Here is a 23242-nt window from a genome sequence, read left to right as displayed (position 1 = left end):
AGCATACCCTTTCATAATATTGATATTATTTTCAACTTGCTCTGACGACTTCGGCAATTTTCCTGATGTGCTCCGGGGTAGTTCCACAGCATCCACCGATTATGTTGGCGCCTCCGTCTATCAATGGATTGATCCACCTTGCCATCGCTTCAGGCGTTTCGGGAAATATTGTTTTACCTTCAACTACCATCGGCAGGCCGGCGTTTGCCTGGACTAAGATTGGGATCTTCCCATCGACGGAGCGCATTTGTCTCACAATGCTAACCATATTCTCAACACCGTTGCCGCAGTTTGATCCGATGATGTCTGCGCCGGCTTCCATCAATGATCGTGCAGCGACTTCGGGAGTTGTCCCCATCATGGTGTGGAATCCCGTTCCGCTGGAATCGAACGTCATGGTACAAATGACTTCGCACTTTGTGTTTTCCTTCGCCGCCTTTATCGCACACTTCGCTTCATCTAAATCGAACATCGTTTCTACAACAATAGCATCCGCCCCGCCAGCCTCGAGTGCCTTTGCCTGCTCCCCAAAGCATTCATATAACTCTTCCTTGGTCACATCGCCTGTCAGCAGCATCTTTCCCGTCGGCCCGACGGATCCGAGGACATAAACTATGTCTCCGGCGGCTTCCCTGGATATCTCGGCGGCAATTCTGTTTACATCAACGACTCTATCTCCCAATCCGTAATAGTCCAACTTGAATTTGCTTCCGCCGAAGCTATTCGTCTCAATCATGTCTGAACCCGCATCGACGTAACTTTTTGCCACGTCCAGCACGTCGGCGCGTCTTTCGAGATTCCATCTTTCAGGACAATCTCCTATTTTTAAACCTTTCGAGTGTAGCATGGTACCCCATGCACCATCCGACAGTAGAATCTCGCCGAATAGAACTCTCTCTTTGATTCTCTTCATTTTTCAGTCCTTTAACTTGATAACGCTGTCTTGTGTCTCAGATTTCTATAAAGACAGTCTGCTTCATCGCACAAATTGCACGTGTACTCATTGAACTTGACGGATTTCCCGATGCCGATGATTCCGCTGACCGACTTGATCGGCCGCATGAGACATGAATCGGTTAGCTCAATACCGCAGAATTTTTTAGGCAGCATACTGAACAGCTTTTTCTGCTCCGACACATCCCATCCGCAATATCCCGGGCTGTAGCGATTTGTAATCTTCAGCTTTTCTTCCAGCATTTTGTTTCTAAGCGCGTTCTGTATGTGATCCATCGCCTCTTCAACTACCAAGGACCCGAACACGTCGTAGACATAACCTTTCAGGAGCTCTCCCCCCTTCATCAAATCTCTCGACTTTTCGATTATTTCGTTTCCCGCAGTGCATGCAAAAAGGGCGATGTTCTCGGCTTTCTTCAACTGCTGGAAAACCACTTTCTTTACATTGAAGCTATAAGAACTTAGCATAAGGGAATGGCTAACACGATCAAACTGAACCGGGCCGATTATTTTGTATCCACCTTCAATGTTACATAATGTGTTACCATTTTCGAGAATATCATCGATCGATTCGATTAGCGGAGCGGGCATTGAATCCGGATCGTAGCCCAATGCACATGCAAAGGCATTTCGCGAAATCCTTATCTCGTCATGATCAAAAGAAAAAGTCTCGGCACTCGCAAAAGTCTTTGCCAACAGCATCAGTCTCCAGCATTGAATATTCTGACGGCGTGAAAGAAAGCTTCCACATTTTCCGGAGGAGAGCCGGGCGGGGTATCACAGCCGGAAGATATTATGAAATTTCTATGATCGGTAGTCTGGCGCAAGAGTTTAGTCGTCTCATCGAAAACATGTTTTGGCGAGCCTGACTTGAAAACGCTAACAGGATCGAGATTGCCGAACACAAGTCTGTTTTTGGGTACTTCATTCAGTACCTCGACCATACTGACCCTGTTTCCAAAATGCAGCCCGCCGGAGCCCGTGTATATCATGGATTGCGTTACGTGACCCGTGTTCCCGCAGTTGTGGAGTATAAAAAGAAAATCCCCGTCCTGAACATCATCTACGATTCCTTTTATGTAATCCGAGGAAAACTCATCGCACATTTCCGCCGATAAAAGTCCTGCAGCCGGCTCAGCCATTAGAATTCCATCAGTGCCGAGATTTTTCATCGCTCCGATGTACGAACGCAAAAATGAAGAACACTTGTCCAGGAGAAGTTTAATTACATCAGGCTCGATGAAAAGCGAGGTCATAATTTCGGACATGCCGAACAATCTTCCGGCAAGCGAGAAAGGTCCGATGCATCCCGCAAACACCGGCTTATCTTTTATTTCCTTAACCGCAAGCTGAGCAGCCCTGAGATACTGTGGAACGCGTGCGGATTCAAGTGAAGGAACCCTCAACCTTTCCACAGATTCCTGATCACCCACAAGTCTGTCGGTGAGTGAAGGTATTTCTTTGTCGGACAAATTTATCCTGCTGCCAAAAGCCTCAGCTTCAACCGTCAGATCCATGATCATCGTTGCAGCATCAGGCGAATATTTTTCCTGAACTGCTTTGATTGCCCGGAATTGTGTCTCGCCGTCACTGACCGCTTCGACAATGGTCTTGCCTGTAGATTCAATACCCGGATGCGTCATGATCGGGACCGCAAGTCTGTTCGGAGAATTACCTAAGGAGACTATCCACTCGGATACGTTCATATGCTCATGCTGCAAGTTTGTTCAGAAACTCGACAGCTCCATGAGGGTCAGGAGAATAAAAATTCGCTCCGATCTTTTTGCAGAAGTCCATCGATAACGGCGCCCCGCCTACGAGGATTACCTTGTTGGGGTATTTGTCTCTGATTGTCTTCACGATCGACTCCATATTTGCCATCGTAGTTGTAAGCAGTGCAGACAAACCGACAACGCAATCCGGGTGTTTGTCAATTGCCTCTAAGAATTTCTCTGCCTTCACATCGACGCCCAAATCTACCACTTCCCATCCTGCGCCTTCAATAGTCATCGACAAAATATTTTTACCTATATCGTGGAGGTCACCCATGACGGTTCCGACAACGAATGTGCCTTTCCTCTTTATTTCGCCCGACGTAAAAAATGGCTTCAGGTGTTTCATTGCCGCCGTCATCGCCTTCGCGGCGATCAACATCTCCGGAACGAACGCCTTACCTTGTGAAAATTTTTGACCGATTCTCGACATTCCCGGTATCAACGCCTTGTTCAAAACATCGTCCGGGGCTATCCCCTGATCCAGTGCCATCTTGCAAAGCTCATCGGCTCCATCTTGTCCTTTCAAAGCAGGCGGGTATGGTGAAGCCTTATTGATTTTTCCAAGCTCGATGCAGGTTGTCAATTGTTCCAGTATTTCGTGCATATCATCATCTTCAAGAATCGATCCGCTTGCTTAATATAGTTTTCCCGCGGTCACTAATACCAATACCCTCACCGGAGGTATAACATTTTTTGAGTCAGCCGAAGGCCGTTAGCTTCAAAGGTTGCTATGTAAACACCGCTGGCAAGATTCTCAGGATTCCAGTTGTAACGATGCTCACCCGCTTCAAATCTTCCTGATGCGAGCTGCGCCACTTCTCTTCCCAGTATATCGTAAATCTTGAGCGAGCCACGCGTGACCACCGGGCAGAAGAATGTAACCACCGTGCCTCCATTGAACGGGTTGGGATAATTTCGAGCGAGACGATAATTCGAAGCGCCGGCCTGCGTCTTTGGATTCACTACTGATAGAAGTTGAGAAATATCCTCCTTCTCCAATATGCCCATCAATGTTCCGCTGCCGTCGCGAATCAAGACTTCCACCGCACTTGCGCTATCGGGTATAGCGACTGTTTCCCCGAGTCGAAATTCATTAAGCGGAGAGACCGGATGTTCCTGTCCTTCGGCTATAATATTTCCCTGCCTGTCGACAAATGACAATTTGGCTGTACCATTATAAAATACGCCGTAGGCGGCGGATATCACATGAGTCGTTGCGCCGTATGACATACGTTCACCGACAGCGCCCGCGGAATCCACATCGAGAACAGGCGCGCGAACCTTAGCAGCCCACCAATTTTCCGTGAAGGTGTATTCTCCACCGCCGGCAGCGAGGCTCACCAGCGGACCTTTCACTTCCACTTCCATATATGCAGGCGCGCTGCTTGAGCTTGGAGAACTTACATACACCGAAACTCTCGCACCACCATCAGGGTATTGAAGCGAATCATAAATTGGGAATGTCCTTGCAAACACGACAGTGTCAGAAAGACTTGTGTACGCAATCCAACCTTTGTCAGGATCAGCAAAGATCTTGTTGTTGTCCGGATAGAACTGAACGCCGTAGATGCCGGGTGCTACTTCACCTTTCCATGCTCTGCTTTGACCTTGAGGCATTCCGACGCCGCCACTCCCAAAAATGCTGGTGGGATTGATAGGAAAATATGCCCAGAAGTTCTGGTTATCACTTTTCCCTGTATGATTCACGACCGATTGAATGATACTCCAGACGCCCCAGGTCACGTCTGTTGTTCCCTGGTTGATTATTGTTTGTTCCATCTTTACGCGACTGGTTCCGTTATAGATCGTCGCCTTACGCGTGAACTGGATCCCCGGTGCGTACCACTGTTCAGTTTGGCTGGCTACTCCCACTGTTACGGAGTCGCTTGCCCGAATGGTGTCGGTGACAGTATATGCACCGTAGTCCAGCGTCGGCGGTGGAGGCCACTGTCCAGAGTTCCAGTTACTCTGAGGTGACGGCCATGTTTTGTATCCGCCGAAATTCGGCCACGGAATACTGGTCGAAGGTGTGTAAGTTTTTCCCAACAAACTTGGATTTACCATTATTGACTGCAGAGTGTCCAAGTCGTACTGCATGACGCGGGCTCCAATGGCAGGCACTGTAGCAAGAGTTATGACACCGTTTTGAATAACGATCGCACCCCATCCCCATTTGTCATAATTTGAAATTGTCTGAAGAGAAACGTTCGATGTTTGAGCGGACAAAGCTGACGAAAGGAAATAAAATAAAAGAAAAAATATCTTGGACATTACAGTCTCCCTTTTCACTTAATCAGAAAATTCGGCGAATTGTTTTTTTCGGTGTCACAATCATTGCACATTAACCGACGCGCAAGCCATTCATTTCGTGTGAATTATACTACCTCTTGATAATACTTTCAATTGACACAGTCACGTAGTTAGTTGATTTTCAAACAATTGTGAGGTAATTTGAACTGTGTAGGAATTCACAAAACCGTTTCAATTTAATAAATCCAAAAGGGCAGGAATTTTGCTGAAAAGAATAACGATAGACGATGTTGCGAAGAGAGCAGGGGTCTCGAAAGGAACAGTCTCCGCCGTCATCAATGCGAAAAACTCTGTGAGACCCGGAACGAGGGACCACATACTCGAAGTAATGAAAGAACTGAACTTCCGGCCAAGGGGAGTCGCAAGAAATCTGAAGAACGGAACTCAGGACAAATCCATCGCGATAATCATAAAAGACTTAAACTATCCTTTTTATACTTCCATAGCAACCGGCGTGAAGGACTACGCAAGTACCAAGGGATACTCCGTGATCGTGACAAGCTCGGATGATAATCATGAGAACGAGAAGAAGCTGTCCCATCTTTTCTCGACGAAGGACATCAAAGGGACTATAATAGCTCCGGTTGTCGAGGGGACGGCGGAGATTGAACATCTCTTCAAATTGAAAATGATAAATTATCCGTTCGTTCTGCTGGAAGAAGTCAAAGGGATTCAGGCAAATGTCGTGGCGATTGACAACTTGAGGGCCATCAAGAAAGCTGTGAAGTATCTGATAGAAAGCGGCCATAAAAAAATCGTGCACTTTGCCGGCCCCCATCAGTCGTCTCACACACAGGAGCGCATTGAAGGATTCCGCGACGCTTTCAGCGAGAGTACCTCGGTGTTCAACAGGGATATGATCGTACCCATCGGTTCTCATTACGATGAAGTGTTCCCGAAGACGGTAGAATATTTTAAGAAGAAAACGAAAGACCAATATCCTACGGCGATTGTCTGCTTTAACGACCATCAGGCGCTCGCCGTCATGATGGCGCTGAAACAGTTGAATATCTCGGTGCCGGGCGATATATCGATCGTCGGTAACGACGATATCTACTATGCGAAAATCTATCCGGTACCATTGACGACGATAAGGGCGCCTCAACATGAGATAGGACGAAGGGCAGCCGAAATACTTATTCGAAATATCGAATCTCCGAAATTGCTCCCTGTCGAAAAAGTTGTCTTCGAGACGGAATTTGTCATCAGAGAATCAACGAGGGTATTGAACGACTGAATGAAGCAGGCCGGGATTGCGCTAGGCCTGTTGGGGAAAATAAATAAATGCCATTCGAACAAACGTGGAGATGGTTCGGTCCGAACGATCCGATCTCGCTTGAGGAAGTAAGGCAAACCGGCGCGACCGGCATCGTTACTTCGCTCCATCAAATCCCGACTGGAGAAACATGGAGTATCGAAAAAATCCTCGAGCGAAAAAATCTGATCGAGAAGGCGGGACTAAGGTGGTCCGTCACCGAAAGTATCCCGGTACATGAGGATATCAAGAAACGAATAGGTAATTATCGCAAGTATATCGACAATTACAAAGAGACGATAAGAAATCTCGGTCAATGCGGAATCGGCGTCGTGTGCTACAATTTCATGCCGGTGCTCGATTGGCTGCGCACAGATCTGCGGGTCGTTTTCAAAGACGGATCGATAACCACGAAATTTGAGAGACGGGTTCTTGCCGCGTTCGATATCTTCATGTTGAAAAGAAAAGATTCCGAAAAAGATTATCGCAACCAGGAAATAAAAGAAGCCGAAAAATATTTTCGCGCCATGACAAGCGAGCAACGGGATACTCTGCACCGGACAATTCTTCTCGGCTTTCCGGGTTCCCTTGATGCTTACACGCTGGATGGATTCAGGTCGGAGTTGGCAAAATATGAAAAGATCGACGCGGGCGAACTCCGGGAAAATTTGTATTTTTTCATCAAGGAAATAATCGCCTCCGCCGAAGAATCGGATGTGCTCTTGGGCATTCACCCCGATGATCCGCCATTTCAGTTCTTCGGCCTGCCGAGAGTAGTCAGCAGCAAGCAAGATTTCGAGCAGATACTAAGCGTCTCGGATTCGCAGTCGAACGGAATTACTTATTGCCCGGGTTCGCTAGCGGCTTCTACGGGAAACAACATCGTGGAAATGGCCGAAGCGTTCGCATCTCGTATAAATTTTATCCACCTTCGGAATGTGAAGCGGGACGGGACGGGAGGCTTTATCGAAGACAATCACCTCGACGGCGACGTGGATATGTACCGCGTGATGAAACCGCTCGTACTCGAACAGGAGCGGCGCGCGGAGAAAGGATTGAAGAGTCTGCCGATGCGGCCCGACCACGGCCATCTCATGATTCCCGACATGAACAGGAAAGGGATCTACCCAGGATACTCACTGTTCGGCCGGATGCGGGGACTTTCCGAACTGCGCGGACTGGAACTTGGAATCAGACGCTCGCTTGGGTTACAATAGCGGGCCTAATCTGCGGAGTCTCATCTCACATTCCAGGAATGCCTAGCTGAAGGAGAAAAAATGTTCCATGATATTTCCGACGCGATGTTAAAACGGATGAACTATTTGGAGGAGATTGACAGGAAAGACAGACATGATGGTACGCCCAAAAATCAAAGGCTGCGTCAAATCCCTCCTGAAACCGGCAGATTCATATCATTGATGGCGGCTAATTGTCCGACGGGCGAGTTCATAGAGATAGGCACGAGCGCCGGTTACTCGACAATGTGGCTGTCGCTAGCTGCAAAAGAAAGAAACACGAAAATAAAAACTTTCGAGATATTACCTGAGAAGGCGAGACTGGCAAGGGAAACTATTAAAACGGCAGGCATAGAAAACTATGTGGAATTAATCGAGGGGGACTTTTTGAACGAAGAGAAAAAAATTGACGACATCGCATTCTGTTTTTTGGATGCGGAGAAAGAGATCTATGAAAGATGCTTTGATCTTGTGTTACCGAAGTTGATTAAGAACGGTTTTATAGTGGCGGACAACGCGATCAGTCATTATGAAATGATTAGACCGATGATAGATAAGGCGGAAAAGGATCCGGGGCTCGACTGTTTACTGGTTCCCATAGGAAAAGGAGAATTCGTGTGCAGAAAAAAATGAGGTAAGAAATTTCAGATCAGTCTGAAGTGCTCACCGCCGGTATGCGTTTCACCAAATCGAGCATCTCATCCTGGCTGCGCTGGCCGATTGTAAATGCATCGACAAAATCGAGACTCAAGACATATCGCAGGCATTCGTCTCTTCTATCGACAAGCCGTCCCGCCCCAAAGATTTTCATTCCCACCACACCCTTGCCATCGTCATGCATTTTTTTCAGTACCTTCACAACTGCATTCACTTCCGCATCCATGATGATACCTGCCGGATTGATCCTCGCGAAATCAACCTGCACCCAATCCGAGTTCGATGCTGCCTCGAGCGCTTCAAACGTATGACATGAGACGCCGTGGGCACGAATCGTTCCCTCCTGCCGCGCTCGTTCCAGCACTTCCATGGTGCCTTGTTTCTCGGTTGGCCAATCGGCGCTCGTCATCATGTGCAGGAGGACGACGTCAATATAGTCGGTGCCGATCTCTTCGCGAAAACGGTCGAGATCGGACTTCATCTCATCAGCTGTCGTCGCCTCCGTCTTTGTCAGGATAACAACTTTCTCGCGCGGCACACTTTTGAGAGCTTCTTTCAGATCGGGGTGCGTGCCGTATTGATCCGCTGAATCCCAAAAGTTGATACCATGGTCGAAGGCGGCGCGGAGTAAACCCGGTAAGTCACTTCTCGATTGATCAGATTGATGATTATAGCCATGAGTCCCTGTCCCCATCGCAAGCCGGGACGCTTTGATCCCGGTCTTGCCTAACGTCACCACATCGCTCGCATATTTCTTCTTATCATCAGGCGGGAAGAGCTTCGTGTAAGGCGAAAATGTGACCGCTCCTGCAGAAAGAGCAGTGTATCTGATAAAGTCTCTTCTTTTCATCGTGATCTCTCCTTACTCATCATCCCTCAATTTCCTAACCCCTCATTACAACGAATATTCATGAACTTACAGGACCTTAGATTGAAATAGCAGCATGAACTTTTCTTCTCACATTCAATGTCTCAACAACAGACTCCTGAGACATTTAGTTCACATCAAATCTTCAGACGAGCGAATTGTCTTTAACTGCCCGGACAAACGCTTCTATATTTTCCGTGCTGACCGCTGGAGGCATTCCTCCTCCGCAAGATAATATCACCCTTGAATTGTCTTTGAGCGAATTCATCAAGTCAACGATCGTCTCTGTCACCTGTTCCGGTGTTCCGCTCGCAAGAACATCGCGTGGAGGAATATTTCCAAGCAACGCCACCTTGTTCTGGGTTAACTGCTTTAACTCGTTCAGAGTGACATCGAATCCCATGTTGAATAAGTTCACTCCAATTTCCGGAAGGAATTTCGCCGATTCCCTGCTCGGTGCGTCGTTGTGAAGGAACTTCACGGAAACATTTTGATTGTACAACTCTTTGAAATACGACATGCCGAAAGCTTCAAATTGATCTGCCCCCATGAATCCGATGATATCATCGAGCATGAGGATGCCATCGATTGAAGGGAAGGTCTCCATTTGGAGATGAAGCCAATCTTTCAAATAGATAGTGATCTTCTTCATAAGCAATTCTGCCTTCTCCGGTTCCATCATCATGGTCGTCAAGAATTCCGTCGAGCCCATCAAATAGCTGGCGATGTTCAATGGACCGCGAGCGACGGCAAACCGAATCTTATGACCGGCCGCCTCGATTTTTGGCTGGGCAAGCTTCAACCTATTCAAGACAAAAGGCAAAAGCCCATCCGTCTTCGGATTCGGCTGAGGCAGCGAATCGATATCATCCGACGACTGAATGACCTTGTGCGCAAACGGGAATTCGTTCGGCGGGAAGGTGCAACGCACGCCAAATGCAGACGGCTCAGTGCACATTCCAAATTCCGACCAAAATCCGGGCAGGAACATAACGTCGGGAAAATCATTCATGGCTTTCAGGTTCGCATTCAGCCAAACCTCGTCGTTTGAAAAATAATCCAATATCTTCACTCCGTACCAGTTTGGAAGCCACGGACTGTCAATGATGAAACCGGCCGGAAGCGGCCTGACTCTCTCCCCCTTGACTATTCTAAGAAGTGTATCCCATTGCTGATCAGTCATTTTATGCTCTCTCCTTATTCGAAGACAATAGTTCGTTTGCCATGAACCAGTATGCGGTGCTGGGCGTGGAAATACATAGCGCGAGCGAGTATCAGGCGCTCGAGATCTCTTCCTTTGCGCACGAGATCGCTCACTGTGTCTTTATGAGATATCCGGATGATGTCCTGCTCGATGATCGGGCCCTCGTCGAGTTCTTCAGTAACATAGTGGCTCGTCGCGCCGATTATTTTTACGCCCCGCTCATAGGCCTGCCTGTATGGATCGCTCCCTGCAAACGCAGGAAGGAATGAATGATGAATGTTGATGATCTCATTCTGAAATTTGCAGACAATCTGCGGAGACAAAACCTGCATGTAGCGCGCCAGCACAATTGTATTGATCCGCTGTTCCTCCAGCAATGCCAATTCTTTCCTTTCCTGCTCAGGTTTATTTTCTTTTGTCACGGGAAAAACGAAAAACGGGATGCTGTACTGCTCGGCGAGGTGCCGAAGATCTTCATGATTCGATACGATCAGCGGGATTTCAATATTAAACTCACCGAGCCTCTGGCGCCATAAAATCTCCTGAAGGCAATGTTCAAGCTTCGATACGAAGACCGCTACTCTCAGATTCTTGCCGGTGAAATTGATCTTATATGTCGCGCCGAATTCTTTCGCCAGAGGCGTAAACGCATCCGCCACTTCGGACTCCGGGACTGTAAAATTTTTCATATCCCATGCTATCCTGATAAAGAACTGTTTGTCATCTACGTCTACATGCTCATCCAGGTCGAGAATATTTCCACCGCGTTCGAACACGAAGTGAGAAATCCTGGAGATCAATCCCGTCCGATCTTTGCACGAGAGTAATAAGATTGCCGTCGATTTATTCTCAACCACAACAAGCCCCTCCTGAAATTTTTAAATTATGAATTTCCAACGTCGGATCTGATTTTATTTATACTTATAAAGTTTTACTTTCTGAATGCCGAAAGTTCCGCCCGGCAGGTGCATCTGCCGCCCCTGGTTGTCCTGATCGCCGTTCATTCTTCTGCCGGCAATCCATTTCCCATCGACAAACTTACCTTCTTCCATACCTGCAATTCCGGCGGTGCTGTCATCTGTAGCGGACTGAAATGTCACTACGATACCGCTCCCTGCGATCAGGAACTCATCAGGCGAAAGCATGATAATCATTCCGCCGACCCTCGGAGTGTCGACACCTGAGCGGACGGCATAAGGCCAGCTATACTCATGCCTGACGTTAATCAAATAATCTCCAATTTTAACTTGTGCTTTCTGGTTCACACTGTCGATCAGCACGCTGGCAATCTTGTCCGTTCCCTGATTCTCAAGAATCAAAGGTTCCAGTTGGCGAAGAACGTCATACCCCTTTGTAACCTGGCTGTTATCGGGATCAAGCGATTCAATCGAGAATGGGCTGTACCCCATCGCATTCTCCTGGGCAAAGGCGTAATAGGCATTCGCGATACTTTGAAAGTTGGCCGCCTCCGGTATGAACATCGGATTGTCCGGCCGGGCATACTTCTCGGTCCATTCCGCAAAATTCTTGAAATAAATATCCGGCGACAGGAAATCTATTTCTGGCGCAGCGAGTTTCCAAATATCGAAAAGGTGTGGTAATGGACCGGCACTCGGATACTGGCCCGGTTTGTAGCCGGGCCGGATCAACGCTGCGTTCACGTACATGGGAAGTGGATATTCCTTTTTTCCCGCTTCGGCAACATAGTTCGTGTACTTCGCAAAGTACCAGGCCATAAACAGTTCATCCGTCTGCAAGCTACTCCCGAACACTTCCTCCCAGGTACCGGAAGTTTTGAAACCAGCATCCTGCCACAGCTTACGAAGCTCCAGGCTCGATGAGTCCCTGTCCTTCAAGAGGTACGTCATCAATTCTGACGGCACTCCCTTTGAGAATGCCCCATTTGCCAAATCACAATAATCACGTGCGTCTGGAATCATTCCAATTTCATTCTCGACTTGTACCATGATGACAGTGTGCTTCTTCGTGTCCATAGCGCAGATGTGTTTCATCAGCGCCGCAAACGCGCGCGCGTCAGTATTCATGTTCTCGTCGCTGAACGGGGTAAGTATTTCTTCCACTTTCCGGTCTTTAGTTCGAGCCCGGGGAAATCTATTTTCGCCAGATTTGATCCAGTACGGCGCGTAGCACGACATGCTATTCTTCCATGTTCCAAACCACAAGAAGACGATCCTCAGATTGTTTTCTCTCGCAGCATAGACGGCGCCATCAACGAGAGTGAAATCGAATGACCCTTCAGTCGGCTCTATGAGCTCCCAGTAGACAGGAACAAGCACGGTGTTCAGGTGCATCTTTTTCAGTTTAATCCAATTCGGCTCCATGTAATCCAAACTCGACGCACTGGAATTTCCCAACTCACCTGCGAGCATAAGGAAAGGCTTGCCGTCAACAATAAGTTGAGTCGCTGTACCATGCCTCGCCAGATGAGGCAAATCAAAGATACTGCTAGAGTTCTGTGATAGGACCTTAATAGAATGTCCGAACAACAGTAACGAAATGATCAACAAGGATAGTCTCAGCTTCTGCATGGGTAGAGTTAACCTAATTTAATGGTACTCGAGATTTTCATTGGACTGGAGGGAACGCTCCAACATATCGCTGTTCATTCCTGGAATTCTCAAGGAGAACTCTGATTTCATCCGGCAGCCTCGTTCCTAATTTCGCTCCTGGAAAGCTGGTTAGCAATTCGTAATTGCCTAGTTGAGCACTTTTGAACAAAGGTCCATCATAGTTAGTGTAAAAGCGGCTGTTCGCCTCGAACTCAGGATAGAGTCTTCGCAAACCATCCAACGAATCGAATCCTAATTGGCATTTTTCGTTTTCTGCAGGGCTCCAAAGAATCAACGGATAAGATATTTTCTCGGCTGCACGCACGTAAGCGTCGTGATCCATCTCGCTTAGCTGAGGTTTTGTGAGTTGACCGCAAAGCGAGGCCGGCTGCCAGACAAAGAGAAGCGGCCTGCTAAAGTCAGCATCACCTGTGAGAAGATTGTTCTCGAATATGTGGCCTTCCCGCTCATCAACTGCTGGCCCCGTGCTGGAATGCCAGCCGAAGCGATCCCCCGCCGGAGTACGCCCATTCCGTCCGATGCACGCCATGCTGTTCACAAAAGTGTTCTGGTAAATTTTAGCGTCCGAGCTGTTGAGAATCATCATGCCATGGTCGCAATTCACGAACACATTTCCGGCCACCACGACACCCTTTGAGATTTCAAAGAAGAACCCGTTGTTGCTCGGCCAGAGCTGATCAGTTGGAGTTGTCTTGATAACCGCGCCGACTCCTTCGACCCAATTATCGACGAATACGCCATCAACTTCACCGACATCGTACCACACGCCGTTCGAGTTAGGCAGATCAATTATCAGATTATCGCGACACTCCGCATGATGGCACTGGTTGAATATCTTTACCGCTGCGGGGAAATATCCGCTTATGCTGTCGATGTTATTGCGAGTAAAAATATTTCCTTCCAGCAGAATGTCATTTGAAGCTATTACGTAGATACCTTCGGTCCTTGTGTCACTTATTTTGCAGTGGCGAATCGTCAGATGATCTCCGCGGAAATAGCCTGCGACGCGCGAGCAGTAAGAAATGGTGCAATTATCTAACGTTGTACCAACTACATCCTTTCCATACTTCGACTCGTCGGCTACTCCTTCAGGCTCGGTACCTTCGACCTCAAGCGCGCGATACGCATACTGCGTGAATGTGATCCCGCGAATGGCATATCCCTTGTGGTCCGATTCTTTACCGTGGCATTCGCCGGTGGCTCTAACTATCGCAGCATCATGGGCAGTGATTTCGATGAGCCGGTTCGCCGGGTTGGTACCGATGTAAACGAGACTATCTGAGTAATCGATATAGTATAAATTTGAATCCACGGCTCCCACCCATCCGGCAGATCGTAGATATCTGCCGTCAATAAAAACCATGTCGTTGTTGAAACGCCACAACGGAGTTTTCCTCCCATCGATTCCGCGCTGCCACCAGTCCGCGGGCTGAGCAGGAAACAGGTGAGCCCATCTTGTTACCCAGACACCGTTTCCGAGGTTCTTCCAGTCCGAGGCAACTTCAGTTCCTTTCAGTACGGGCCGTTCATCCTCATACGGCTGGATCGTGATTCCCTGATTCAATTCAAGATTGCCGATACGGTATATCCCGCCGCGCATGACGATAGCGTCACCGGTTTGCACTTGCGCGATGGCTGCTTCCAACGTAGCCGGTTTACTCAGAGATTCGCCTGACGCGCTTGAATCGCCATCCGTTGCGACGTAATATATTTTTCCCGTCGCTGTCGGCAACCTGTAACTTTGGCGGACCGGACCGTAAGGGCCTCCGGAAGGCTGAGCGGTGGCTGTAGTAAAAATCAGACTCAGACAAAAAGCAGTAACGCTAATATTTATTTGGAAGGAATGTTTCATTAGTTGTCCCTGTATTTGTTATAGTTCTGAATACTGCATACGCTTTTCCTAACGAAAGGTAAACCAATCATCATTTTATCAGGATAAATTTCTTGACATCGGTAAATTTCTCGGTCTCAATCCTGTAAAAATACACACCGCTCGGCAAATCGCCCGCATCCAACGAAACATTATAATAGCCCGCGTCTTTCCTTTCATTCACCAACGTTGCGACTTCTCTTCCGAGAACATCATAGACCTTCAACGTTACTCGACTATGTACAGGCAATTGATAATTGATCGTTGTCGACGGATTAAATGGATTGGGATAGTTCTGACTTAATGCAAACTCAGTCGGCAACCCCCCTCCATTATGAACCGCATATATTTCAATGCCTTGACCGCTGACCGGAATCGAATCCGGCGATCCGGCAGCATCGTGGGTGAGAATGATGAATCCAGTATAGTTCGCAATTTCTCTCGGCGCGAATGTTACTACAAAATTAAGGCTGTCCGATGGTGCGATGTTGAAAGCGGCCGGCGCAAAAGTGAATGTCGTGTCAGTCGAGGTGATCGAGGTTACCTTCAGTGTGTCTGTACCAGTATTGTAAATTTGAACGGTATCTTTCTTGGTAGAACCGTAAGGGACCGCTCCAAAATCGATGGAGTGCGATGAAATATTGATGACAGGCATCTTCACGATGTTCAGTACCAATCCTGCAATGGCAGTCTGAAGACCGACTCTTGCATTGCTTAAAGCGGTATCCGCCGATACAGATACTGAATATTCCTGTGCCATGGCGCTCTTCGACGAGTCCAATGCTGCAGCAAATTGCGACCATGATGATGCGGTATATTTGCTTTCGTGCAAAGAATCAGCATACGAGATGAGCGAGTCTAAAGCGTTATAGTTGGTACCAACATCTGCGACCGCGAAGAACGCCGGCTTGCACTGGTCGTTGGAATCCCATAATGAGGTGGCCCCCGTAGTCACGAATGTATACTTATCATTCAAACCATCTTTCGTAACATTGACAATCTTTCCCCTGCCGGATCTATAACTGCGCTCAACAAAACATTTGAAAAGCATGCCGTATTGGTTCGCCTGTGCGGCCAGTTGCGAAGCAGAAGGGGTACTGGTGCCGGTCGTTACATCCAATTCTGTTACGGCCATCTCGTTGCATATCGGATAGAATTTATTGTACGAGTCTATGAAAGTTTGCGCGGTCGGAGTTGAAAGGCTATTGTGATTTTGCATTCCGATACCATCGAGATAACCTGCCTGATAAATCGGAGTCAGTAGTCTCACGATGCCGTCAGCCTTCGTTGGGACCTCGGTATTGTAATCATTATAATACAGCTTGATCTGCGTCTCGCCGTATTGCTGAGTATATTGGCGGGCCAGTTGGAAGGCAGTCATGACATAAGTTGAATCACCAAACACGGTGTACCATTCGTTGCCGGTGGTGCGGACTGCTCCTGTGCCGTCAGCGATCGCTTCGTTCACCACGTCGATTGCGGATAATAAGCCCGGCCAACTCTGGTGAATTGATCGAATCACCTCGTGTATGTACCACCCCATACGCTGGATCATCGTATCCTTTGACACGTAACCGCCCGTAGTCGTATAACCTGTCCGGAAGAACTGTGTCGGAGTCTGGTTATGCCAAACCAGCGTATGTCCTCGAAACGTAAAGCCCTGCCTTTGTGCCCAATTGAGTTGAGCAATCAGGTTGCCATTGAAAGTTATTATCGGGTGGGTGTTGATCGAATCCTTCTGCGCCTGAGTAGTTGCGGCAGAATAAGCCGCAGCACTCGCACTAATATTGACGGTATACATCGGTTTCATATTGTTGCCGGGCGACATGGAGTTCATATGAAATTTCACTAAGTACCCGCCATTGGTATCTACTACAGCCGATTGACCCGGGACGGGCGGATCAGTGGTGAACCCAATGTGCGGATATGATAAGATGCAACCGATATAAAAATCCTTTGCATAAACATTCTTAAGCTCCGGCACGTTTGTTTGAATATTGCCCCAACCTGTTTGGGCGTGCGCTTGCGAGGCAGATACTGCCAGCAATACCAGGATAATCCACCTCTTAAAATCTTTCTTTATATATAATGAAATCTTTTTCATATAGCACCTTTCTATCTGGAATTAAATTAATCGTATCTAACATCCATTATTTTACATCCGGTCGGGAGAAACCTTCCCGGCACCGCAATTTTGCTCCCCTCTCTTACTTCACTAACGTAAGCTTCTTCACTGCAGAAGACATCTCTGTCCCGATTCGATAGAAATACACACCACTCGCCAAATTTCCTGCGTCGAATGTGACGCCATGGTATCCCGCGCTCTGTCTCTCATCCACCAGTGTCGCAACTTCTCGGCCCAACACATCATAAATCTTCAGAGTGACGTTACTTGCAACCGGCAACTGGTAGCTGATCCTTGTCGCCGGGTTAAATGGGTTGGGATAATTTTGTTCAAGCTCAAAGTGTTTCGGAAGCAGTCCTGATCGTGATTCGTGGATAGATGTTAAAGGATGGGATTTATCAACAAAACTCACCCACTGGAGCATAAAAAGATTACCCGAGCCTGCACCTTTGAATTTCAAGTAGACATCACGGTTGCCCGAAACGGTTGTGAGAACATTGGTGGAGAATGTTTCGTAATTACTCCAGCTGCCGGTATTGGTGATATTGCATTCAGCTATTTTGGTACCGGTATCGATCGAATCAAGCCAGACTTCGACAACACCACCCGAAGAAGCACATGAAGCCGTAATATGAATAGAATCAGGTTCAATTACGTATTCCGAGTTCCCAAACTCCAGGCCGGCATATAATGCCCAGTCACCATCATGTATATTGGTCAACGAACTCATTCCGTTGACTCTTGCCGAAACGGTCGTGCCGTACTGGTTCGCGGGACATTCGGCCAATATCGGTGTATAAGCGTCGCGATAAATATAAAAATCAAAGCCGGCCGGGACTCCTCCTTGTACAAACAACCCCTGTCGGTTTCCTGTCCATGAGCTGTTGTAATTGGATTGATACCCATCCAGATCGGTTACATTGATACTGCTTCCCACGCGGATCCAGTCATAACCATCAGTGCTGCAATAACCGGTAAGCATATGGTTGACACGGACAAGCTTAAGCCACAATGTACTATCACCGACACCTGCAGGGTCAGGAATTGTGTAACGAGTGATTTCATAACTGAACGTCACGATCTTGTTTCCTGAACTGTCGATCGAGCTGAACAATTTTGCGCTTATAGCTTCCGGTCCGTTTACGATCCAGATGCCGGCTTCATCACTGACTGATTGCGGTTTGAATTCCAATCTGGTGGTTACTGAATAATTATGTTCACCGTCATTCTTGATTACTGTATTGAACTCTCCGCCTCTTGGAGAAAGTGTCAGCCACCCCGGACGAGCGGTGAGAGAATATGCATTGGAAGCGGTATATCCCAGGAACGACCACTCGGGATTCAGTTTGTTCGAATCAAAAAAATCTGAATGCGGCACCATCCACGGAATACCGCTGCTTGGTAATTTGGGCGCATCCTTCGGAGCATTCACCGGGTAGTCGGCAGTCGGTTCGCCGGTGGAATCATAACGAACTTGATTGAGCAATCCCTGCCGTCCCTGACTGTACCATTCATTGCTGCTTCCGGTGCGCCACACCGGATGGAGAATCCAGACCGTACTGTCATCAATCACTACCGCAGCTGAGCAATGATTAGGATTGCCGAACACTGCTGATGAAGCTTGCGGATCGCTCGTGTTGAAGAAATTAACCGGCGTCGTCCAGGAAGATGAGCTATCCGTCAGAGTCTTGCTTCTCATGACGTATTCCCCACCGGCGACGTTCTGAGCAAAAGCATAGTAGTAATAGCCGCCGTGCTTCCACATAACCGGTCCTTCCGCCCAACTGTATGGATACGAAGGTGCGGGATTTATCCACGTCAAATTCAAAACCTTCCCGCTTGGCTGACCGTTATTCCCCAGCTGCACTATCCAGTTACCTGCCTGACCGTTTTTCACCAATAAATACCACGTGCTGTCGTCGTCGACAAAGATAGAGTTGTCGTAGCCCAAGCCGCCGGAGACACTCGAAGGATTATTCACCAACGTCGGCATCGACCATGGCCCTCTGACGCTGTCAGCAGTGACAAAATACATTTGCCAATTTCGACAGAAGAAATCCCACCACTTATTGTTATAATAAACTACCTGACCGCCCCAGCATCCGCCGGCGGGCGCATCTCCGTAGTTTGACCAGGCAGCGCTCACAGGCTGGGCTATCGCTTCCCAATGAACCAGATCGGTGGAATGATAAATGACCGGCGTCGGATTGAACGATGACCCGGTCGTGTAAAAGTCATTGCCAACCTTTGTTAATGTGCAATCGGGGTGGTCACCGGGGATCACAGGATTCATGTAAGTCTGGAACGATGCTGACTGCCCGAATCCTGAATTGATAAAAAACAAAAAGCAACTCACAACTGTAAATATTCTTGACATGAATTTCTCCCGTAAGCATTTGTAACAAAAAATTTAGTCTGCTTCATTTGACTTCACTGATCTTCAGCAGCCTCGCTCCATGATTCCTCACGTTCAGCGGTATCGCATTCGTGTATTCTCCAATATCCCCATTCGCCCACAGGTCGCGAACTTTACATGTCCCTTTGAAACCCAGTTGCTCAGTATCCAGAAAAATTTCAATCGAATCTTCCGGCATAGTGCCGGTGGGATACCGGGTGAACACCTGGAACTTGACGGTTGCTCCTTCGGTATGGTCAACACATTCTTTATCGAGCCCCACGATGGAAGAAAAAGTATCATATCCTTCAGGGATATCATATTCTATGACCGACGTGGCATGTGTGCCGATCCCGTCAGCATATTCTTTGCCGCCGACGATCAATTTATTTCCGCCCACGCTTCTGTCTATCTTTGGCGTATCCCATCCTGAAGTTGCGCTTGACCATTCAAGAGCTGTCAGGTTCAGTGAGCCTTTCTTGCCCGTAAGTTTCGGTTCTATCCAATCGGCATGATCCCAATTGTTTCCGTCTCCGCCGTCGGTGACTACAAGGTAAAGTTTCTTGGCCCCGTCAATTCTCACTTTCACATCGGCACTTTGTTCAGACGGTTTATATGTAAGAAGTTTGCTGTTCCATATTGCATTGCTTTCCAATATCGGTTTCCTGTCAGCGGCATAGAAGAGAGCGACATATTTGTCGCCGCTCCCTGCATCATCGGCTACCCACGCGATTTTGTCCCCATCATCGAAAAGCAATCTGTTGTTATTGCTTCTTTGCAGGACGGCGAGCGCCTCCTCATTCGTGATCAGGCCGTAAGTAAATTCGTCATTATCAGGAAGATTGCCGCCGAACATCAACGGCGATCGGCAGATTAAGAATAGCGACATCAGAGTACTCTGCTCGTCTTTGGTGAACCTGGTCATACGGGCGTTGCCGTTCTCCGCACGGACGCCAATCATCCCCAGCGGAAGCATGTCACCGTCCGGCCAATGACCCGGACTCATGTACGGAATCCATTTCTCGAAGAGTACAAAGTGCGACTCCAGTTGAGACCAGTTGTCCCAGAAATCGTCTATGATGCGCCACATGTTTGCGTGGGTGCTGACATGCCGGGCGTCTTCCATAGGCGTTTCGCCCGGCGACAGGCTAAGGACGATCGGCCGTCCGCAGCTGTCTATGGCTTTGCGGATCATGTCGATTTCATCTTTATGATAAGGACGCGAGATGTCGTCCACTTTTACAAAATCAACCCCCCATGATGCGTACATTTTGAAAAGTGAATTGTAATATTCCTGCGCGCCCGGTTTGCTCGCGTCCACTGTGTACATGTCGCCGAGCCACGCGCATAATTCCTTATCGCTGTAAATATCTCTGGCAGTCGCGCTGGTCCGGAAGATCGGTGTGTTTTTTTCAACTGCCAGCTTCGGGATACCGCGCATAATATGAATACCAAATTTCAATCCCTTGCCGTGAACGTAGTCCGCAAGCGGTCTGAATCCCTCGCCGTCCGCAGCGGAGGGGAATCGATTAACTGCAGGCAAAAGCCTGCCGTATTCGTCCATGTTAATGGCGGGGTCCGTTTCATTGTATCCATGCGCTTTGTCATTTGAGACATACCAGCGAATATCGACCACGATATAATTCCATCCAAAATTTCTTAGATGAGCAGCCATATAATCTGCGTTTGCCTTTACTTCCTGCTCGGTGACAGTAGGTCCATAGCAATCCCAGCTGTTCCATCCCATCGGTGGTATCAATGCCGAATTCCCAAAATCCTGAGCACGGAGAGTTGTTGAATGGAGTGCCAAAGTTAGGAACAAAATGAACATTCGCATGACCAACCTAACACCACAATAGTTCACCTCGGATTATGCTCCTCGTAATATTCAAGATCGTGTTCAGGTGCAGGTAATCCGGCAGGAATGGGCAAATGAGAAAAAGTCTGGAAATATAGAACGCAACCGTCTCTCCAGCTGACAGCATCGTCATGCTGTATCTTTAGCAGCATTCGTACCGAATTGAACTCCTCGCTGTCTACTTTCCCTTTTAAAGAATTCCATATGCTCTGAATTTCCTGTACGCCTTCGACGCCTCTATAATAATGATAGGAAAGCTCATCCCAGAGGGTATTACCCGATCTCATCTTGTAGTTCCATGGTACATGATGAAACCAGAGGAGATATTCTTCCGGGCAAGTGTCGAGGGAATTTAATTGGTCGGCGACCGGCGGATAATACTGGTCCACGGCATCGCTGCCGGTTCTCGTACGATCGAAGCCGATGCCGATGCTGTCGGCTCTGTGGTAATATGGAGAATTCCAATCGGCATGTACCGAATTGTTAACCCATGGTCCATGATAAACACTCCACCCGCCTAACATGTTGAGACCGATCGGATCTCTATAGTTCACTACATTCTCTCGCGAAGTCATCATTATTTCTTCAACGGGATTTATTACGGACGTGTCGTTCGAAAAGGTCATCCTGATCCATTCGTCGGCTATCTGACTCGAAGTAAGATCATAGTCCCAGGCAAGGCGGCCGAACGCGTACCAGTTCGCCTGTCCGAAAATGTTCCCCGTCCAGCTGCATTCGTTGCTGACATTTGAAACTCCCGCAATGCCAGTTGTTTCGTAACCATCGATTGAGCCGTCGACGACTTTCGCGACCGTGGATCCTTTTCCTCTGCAGTAAGTATCCGACATAAGACACTCTCTCCACATCGGAGCAAGATAAACTAAACCCACATCTTCGCCCAAAGCACCTTGACCTATGTCCAATTCCATCATCAGAGGTGTCTTTGGCATGGCGCCGAACAAGGGGCTGAACGGTTCGCGCGGCTGAAAATCAAGCGGACCGTTCTTCACCTGTAGCAGGACGTTGCTGTCGAACTTTCCGTCCAGCGGCTTGAATATATCGTAGGCTTCGCGCGCACGATCCTTGGGGTTGTAAGCATAGACGAAAGCTCTCCAGATCACGATTCCGCCATAAGGTTTCACCGCTTCCGCGAGCACGTTTGCACCATCGGCCTGAGTTCTATTGTAGTCTCCGGGTCCGGGTTCACCTTCCGAATTGGCCTTCACGAGAAAGCCTCCGAAATCCGGAATGAAGGAATAAATTTCCTTGACTTTGTTTTTCCACCATTCTCTTACTTGTGGATCGAATGGATCTGCAGATTTCAATTCTCCCAATTTCACGGGCGAGTCGAAATTGGCACTGAGAAAAACTTTTATTCCATAAGGACGGAACACATCTGCGAGCGCGGCAATCTTAACAAGATAATCATGAGTAATAATTCGCGGATCAGCGTTGACGTTGTTCAACACGGTACCATTGATGCCGATCGATGCGTCGGCGCGGGCGTAATCGACATATATCTGCTTTATGTAAGTTGGAAGCGTGTGCCAATCCCAGATTGAAAAACCAGGATAGACTCTTGTACCATCAAGATTGTCCCAGTGATTTAACATTCTCAGTTTAATTCTCGGAAAGGAGACAATGTTGATGTGGGAAATATCCTGGTTCGTCTGCAGTAAATTTAAGAAATGGAAAGCGCCGTAAAGCACGCCTACATCTTCGTTAGCGGTGATGACAGTTACTCTTCGTCCGCCGACCTCTAAACTTTTGATGACAAAACCTTCCGGTCCGGTTTTCGACAGATCACTTTTCACACCGGCATGTTCGATCAATGGCGAACTTTTATAGCTCCCTACTAATATTTCTCCGTTATGATTTACACTTTTGATTTCAGGAACCATCCTTCCCAACAATCCGCTTAATCCTTTCTGAAGTTCATTCTTAGCAGCCTGGATTGTCGGCGATTCTCCTTCTACGATCATTCCATCGACTAACTTTGTGTACTCTTCCCGCAGATGCTTATCTGAGACAAGCTTATATCTCAGCCAGAGACCGTGTCCGTTTTCGGCACGGACGGTAATGCAAGCTGCGACAAGAAGCATGGTCGAAACAATCTTCAAGATTATGTTTTTCACGTCGTGATGC

General features: G+C 48.0%; 17 protein-coding genes. 3 read left to right on the top strand and 14 right to left on the bottom strand.

The window, feature by feature from the left end; translation table 11 throughout:
- Positions 1–31: 31 nt before the first annotated feature.
- The 5 genes from VLX91_04250 to VLX91_04230 all read right to left on the bottom strand — a co-directional run bounded on the left by VLX91_04250 (position 32) and on the right by VLX91_04230 (position 5000).
- Positions 32–913 (bottom strand): homocysteine S-methyltransferase family protein, encoded by an 882-nt coding sequence (locus VLX91_04250; GenBank protein ID HUI29407.1) that lies wholly within the window; start codon positions 911–913, stop codon positions 32–34.
- 11 nt (positions 914–924) lie between these two features.
- Entirely contained in the window at positions 925–1650 is a 726-nt protein-coding gene (locus VLX91_04245) for a vitamin B12 dependent-methionine synthase activation domain-containing protein (GenBank protein ID HUI29406.1), read from the bottom strand.
- A 5-nt stretch (positions 1651–1655) separates the two neighbouring features.
- On the bottom strand, positions 1656–2660 hold the full coding sequence (locus tag VLX91_04240; protein HUI29405.1) for a uroporphyrinogen decarboxylase family protein: 1005 nt from the start codon (positions 2658–2660) through the stop codon (positions 1656–1658).
- Between the two features lie 4 nt (positions 2661–2664).
- A complete protein-coding gene (locus VLX91_04235; GenBank protein HUI29404.1) occupies positions 2665–3333 on the bottom strand; it encodes a cobalamin-dependent protein in 669 nt (222 codons plus the stop codon).
- 68 nt (positions 3334–3401) lie between these two features.
- Entirely contained in the window at positions 3402–5000 is a 1599-nt protein-coding gene (locus VLX91_04230) for a T9SS type A sorting domain-containing protein (GenBank protein ID HUI29403.1), read from the bottom strand.
- Positions 5001–5241: 241 nt separating this feature from the next.
- Here VLX91_04230 and VLX91_04225 point away from each other — a divergent pair, with 241 nt between their 5' ends.
- The 3 genes from VLX91_04225 to VLX91_04215 are packed head-to-tail and all read left to right on the top strand — an operon-like array spanning position 5242 to position 8162.
- Positions 5242–6276 (top strand): LacI family DNA-binding transcriptional regulator, encoded by a 1035-nt coding sequence (locus VLX91_04225; protein ID HUI29402.1) that lies wholly within the window; start codon positions 5242–5244, stop codon positions 6274–6276.
- Positions 6277–6323: 47 nt separating this feature from the next.
- On the top strand, positions 6324–7511 hold the full coding sequence (uxuA, locus tag VLX91_04220) for a mannonate dehydratase (GenBank protein ID HUI29401.1): 1188 nt from the start codon (positions 6324–6326) through the stop codon (positions 7509–7511).
- Between the two features lie 60 nt (positions 7512–7571).
- Complete coding sequence (locus tag VLX91_04215) at positions 7572–8162, top strand: class I SAM-dependent methyltransferase (protein ID HUI29400.1); 591 nt, start codon at positions 7572–7574, stop codon at positions 8160–8162.
- 16 nt (positions 8163–8178) lie between these two features.
- On the opposite strand, the gene VLX91_04210 is transcribed toward VLX91_04215, so the two are convergent.
- From VLX91_04210 to VLX91_04170, 9 genes are all read right to left on the bottom strand, one after another.
- Positions 8179–9036, bottom strand: coding sequence for an aldo/keto reductase (locus VLX91_04210; protein HUI29399.1), 858 nt, complete (start codon positions 9034–9036; stop codon positions 8179–8181).
- A 163-nt stretch (positions 9037–9199) separates the two neighbouring features.
- A complete protein-coding gene (locus VLX91_04205; GenBank protein ID HUI29398.1) occupies positions 9200–10237 on the bottom strand; it encodes a uroporphyrinogen decarboxylase family protein in 1038 nt (345 codons plus the stop codon).
- 14 nt (positions 10238–10251) lie between these two features.
- Positions 10252–11115 carry a formyltetrahydrofolate deformylase gene (gene purU / locus VLX91_04200; GenBank protein ID HUI29397.1) on the bottom strand — a complete coding sequence of 288 codons (864 nt, stop codon included), beginning with the start codon at positions 11113–11115 and terminating at the stop codon, positions 10252–10254.
- A gap of 54 nt (positions 11116–11169) precedes the next feature.
- The gene (locus tag VLX91_04195; protein ID HUI29396.1) at positions 11170–12711 is read right to left on the bottom strand and encodes a DUF5597 domain-containing protein; all 1542 of its coding nucleotides are present in this window, start codon (positions 12709–12711) and stop codon (positions 11170–11172) included.
- Positions 12712–12844: 133 nt separating this feature from the next.
- Positions 12845–14701, bottom strand: a complete 1857-nt coding sequence (locus tag VLX91_04190; protein HUI29395.1) for a right-handed parallel beta-helix repeat-containing protein — start codon at positions 14699–14701, stop codon at positions 12845–12847.
- Positions 14702–14771: 70 nt separating this feature from the next.
- Complete coding sequence (locus tag VLX91_04185) at positions 14772–16823, bottom strand: endo-1,4-beta-xylanase (protein HUI29394.1); 2052 nt, start codon at positions 16821–16823, stop codon at positions 14772–14774.
- A gap of 103 nt (positions 16824–16926) precedes the next feature.
- On the bottom strand, positions 16927–19221 hold the full coding sequence (locus tag VLX91_04180; protein ID HUI29393.1) for a family 43 glycosylhydrolase: 2295 nt from the start codon (positions 19219–19221) through the stop codon (positions 16927–16929).
- A gap of 43 nt (positions 19222–19264) precedes the next feature.
- Entirely contained in the window at positions 19265–21049 is a 1785-nt protein-coding gene (locus VLX91_04175; GenBank protein ID HUI29392.1) for an NPCBM/NEW2 domain-containing protein, read from the bottom strand.
- A gap of 50 nt (positions 21050–21099) precedes the next feature.
- Positions 21100–23232 carry an alpha-glucuronidase family glycosyl hydrolase gene (locus tag VLX91_04170; protein ID HUI29391.1) on the bottom strand — a complete coding sequence of 711 codons (2133 nt, stop codon included), beginning with the start codon at positions 23230–23232 and terminating at the stop codon, positions 21100–21102.
- Positions 23233–23242: the final 10 nt, after the last annotated feature.

Source organism: Candidatus Acidiferrales bacterium, assembly GCA_035515795.1.
Taxonomy (GTDB): domain Bacteria; phylum Bacteroidota; class Ignavibacteria; order Kryptoniales; family JAKASW01; genus JAKASW01.
This window is presented reverse-complemented; position numbering and strand designations above follow the sequence as displayed.

Coding starts and splice junctions, on each gene's coding strand:
- VLX91_04210 (HUI29399.1), bottom strand. CDS start 9,036: ATGAAAAGAAGAGACTTTATCAGATACACTGCTCTTTCTGCAGGAGCG.
- VLX91_04205 (HUI29398.1), bottom strand. CDS start 10,237: ATGACTGATCAGCAATGGGATACACTTCTTAGAATAGTCAAGGGGGAG.
- VLX91_04250 (HUI29407.1), bottom strand. CDS start 913: ATGAAGAGAATCAAAGAGAGAGTTCTATTCGGCGAGATTCTACTGTCG.
- VLX91_04215 (HUI29400.1), top strand. CDS start 7,572: ATGTTCCATGATATTTCCGACGCGATGTTAAAACGGATGAACTATTTG.
- VLX91_04190 (HUI29395.1), bottom strand. CDS start 14,701: ATGAAACATTCCTTCCAAATAAATATTAGCGTTACTGCTTTTTGTCTG.
- VLX91_04230 (HUI29403.1), bottom strand. CDS start 5,000: ATGTCCAAGATATTTTTTCTTTTATTTTATTTCCTTTCGTCAGCTTTG.
- VLX91_04180 (HUI29393.1), bottom strand. CDS start 19,221: ATGTCAAGAATATTTACAGTTGTGAGTTGCTTTTTGTTTTTTATCAAT.
- VLX91_04240 (HUI29405.1), bottom strand. CDS start 2,660: ATGAACGTATCCGAGTGGATAGTCTCCTTAGGTAATTCTCCGAACAGA.
- uxuA (HUI29401.1), top strand. CDS start 6,324: ATGCCATTCGAACAAACGTGGAGATGGTTCGGTCCGAACGATCCGATC.
- VLX91_04185 (HUI29394.1), bottom strand. CDS start 16,823: ATGAAAAAGATTTCATTATATATAAAGAAAGATTTTAAGAGGTGGATT.
- VLX91_04235 (HUI29404.1), bottom strand. CDS start 3,333: ATGCACGAAATACTGGAACAATTGACAACCTGCATCGAGCTTGGAAAA.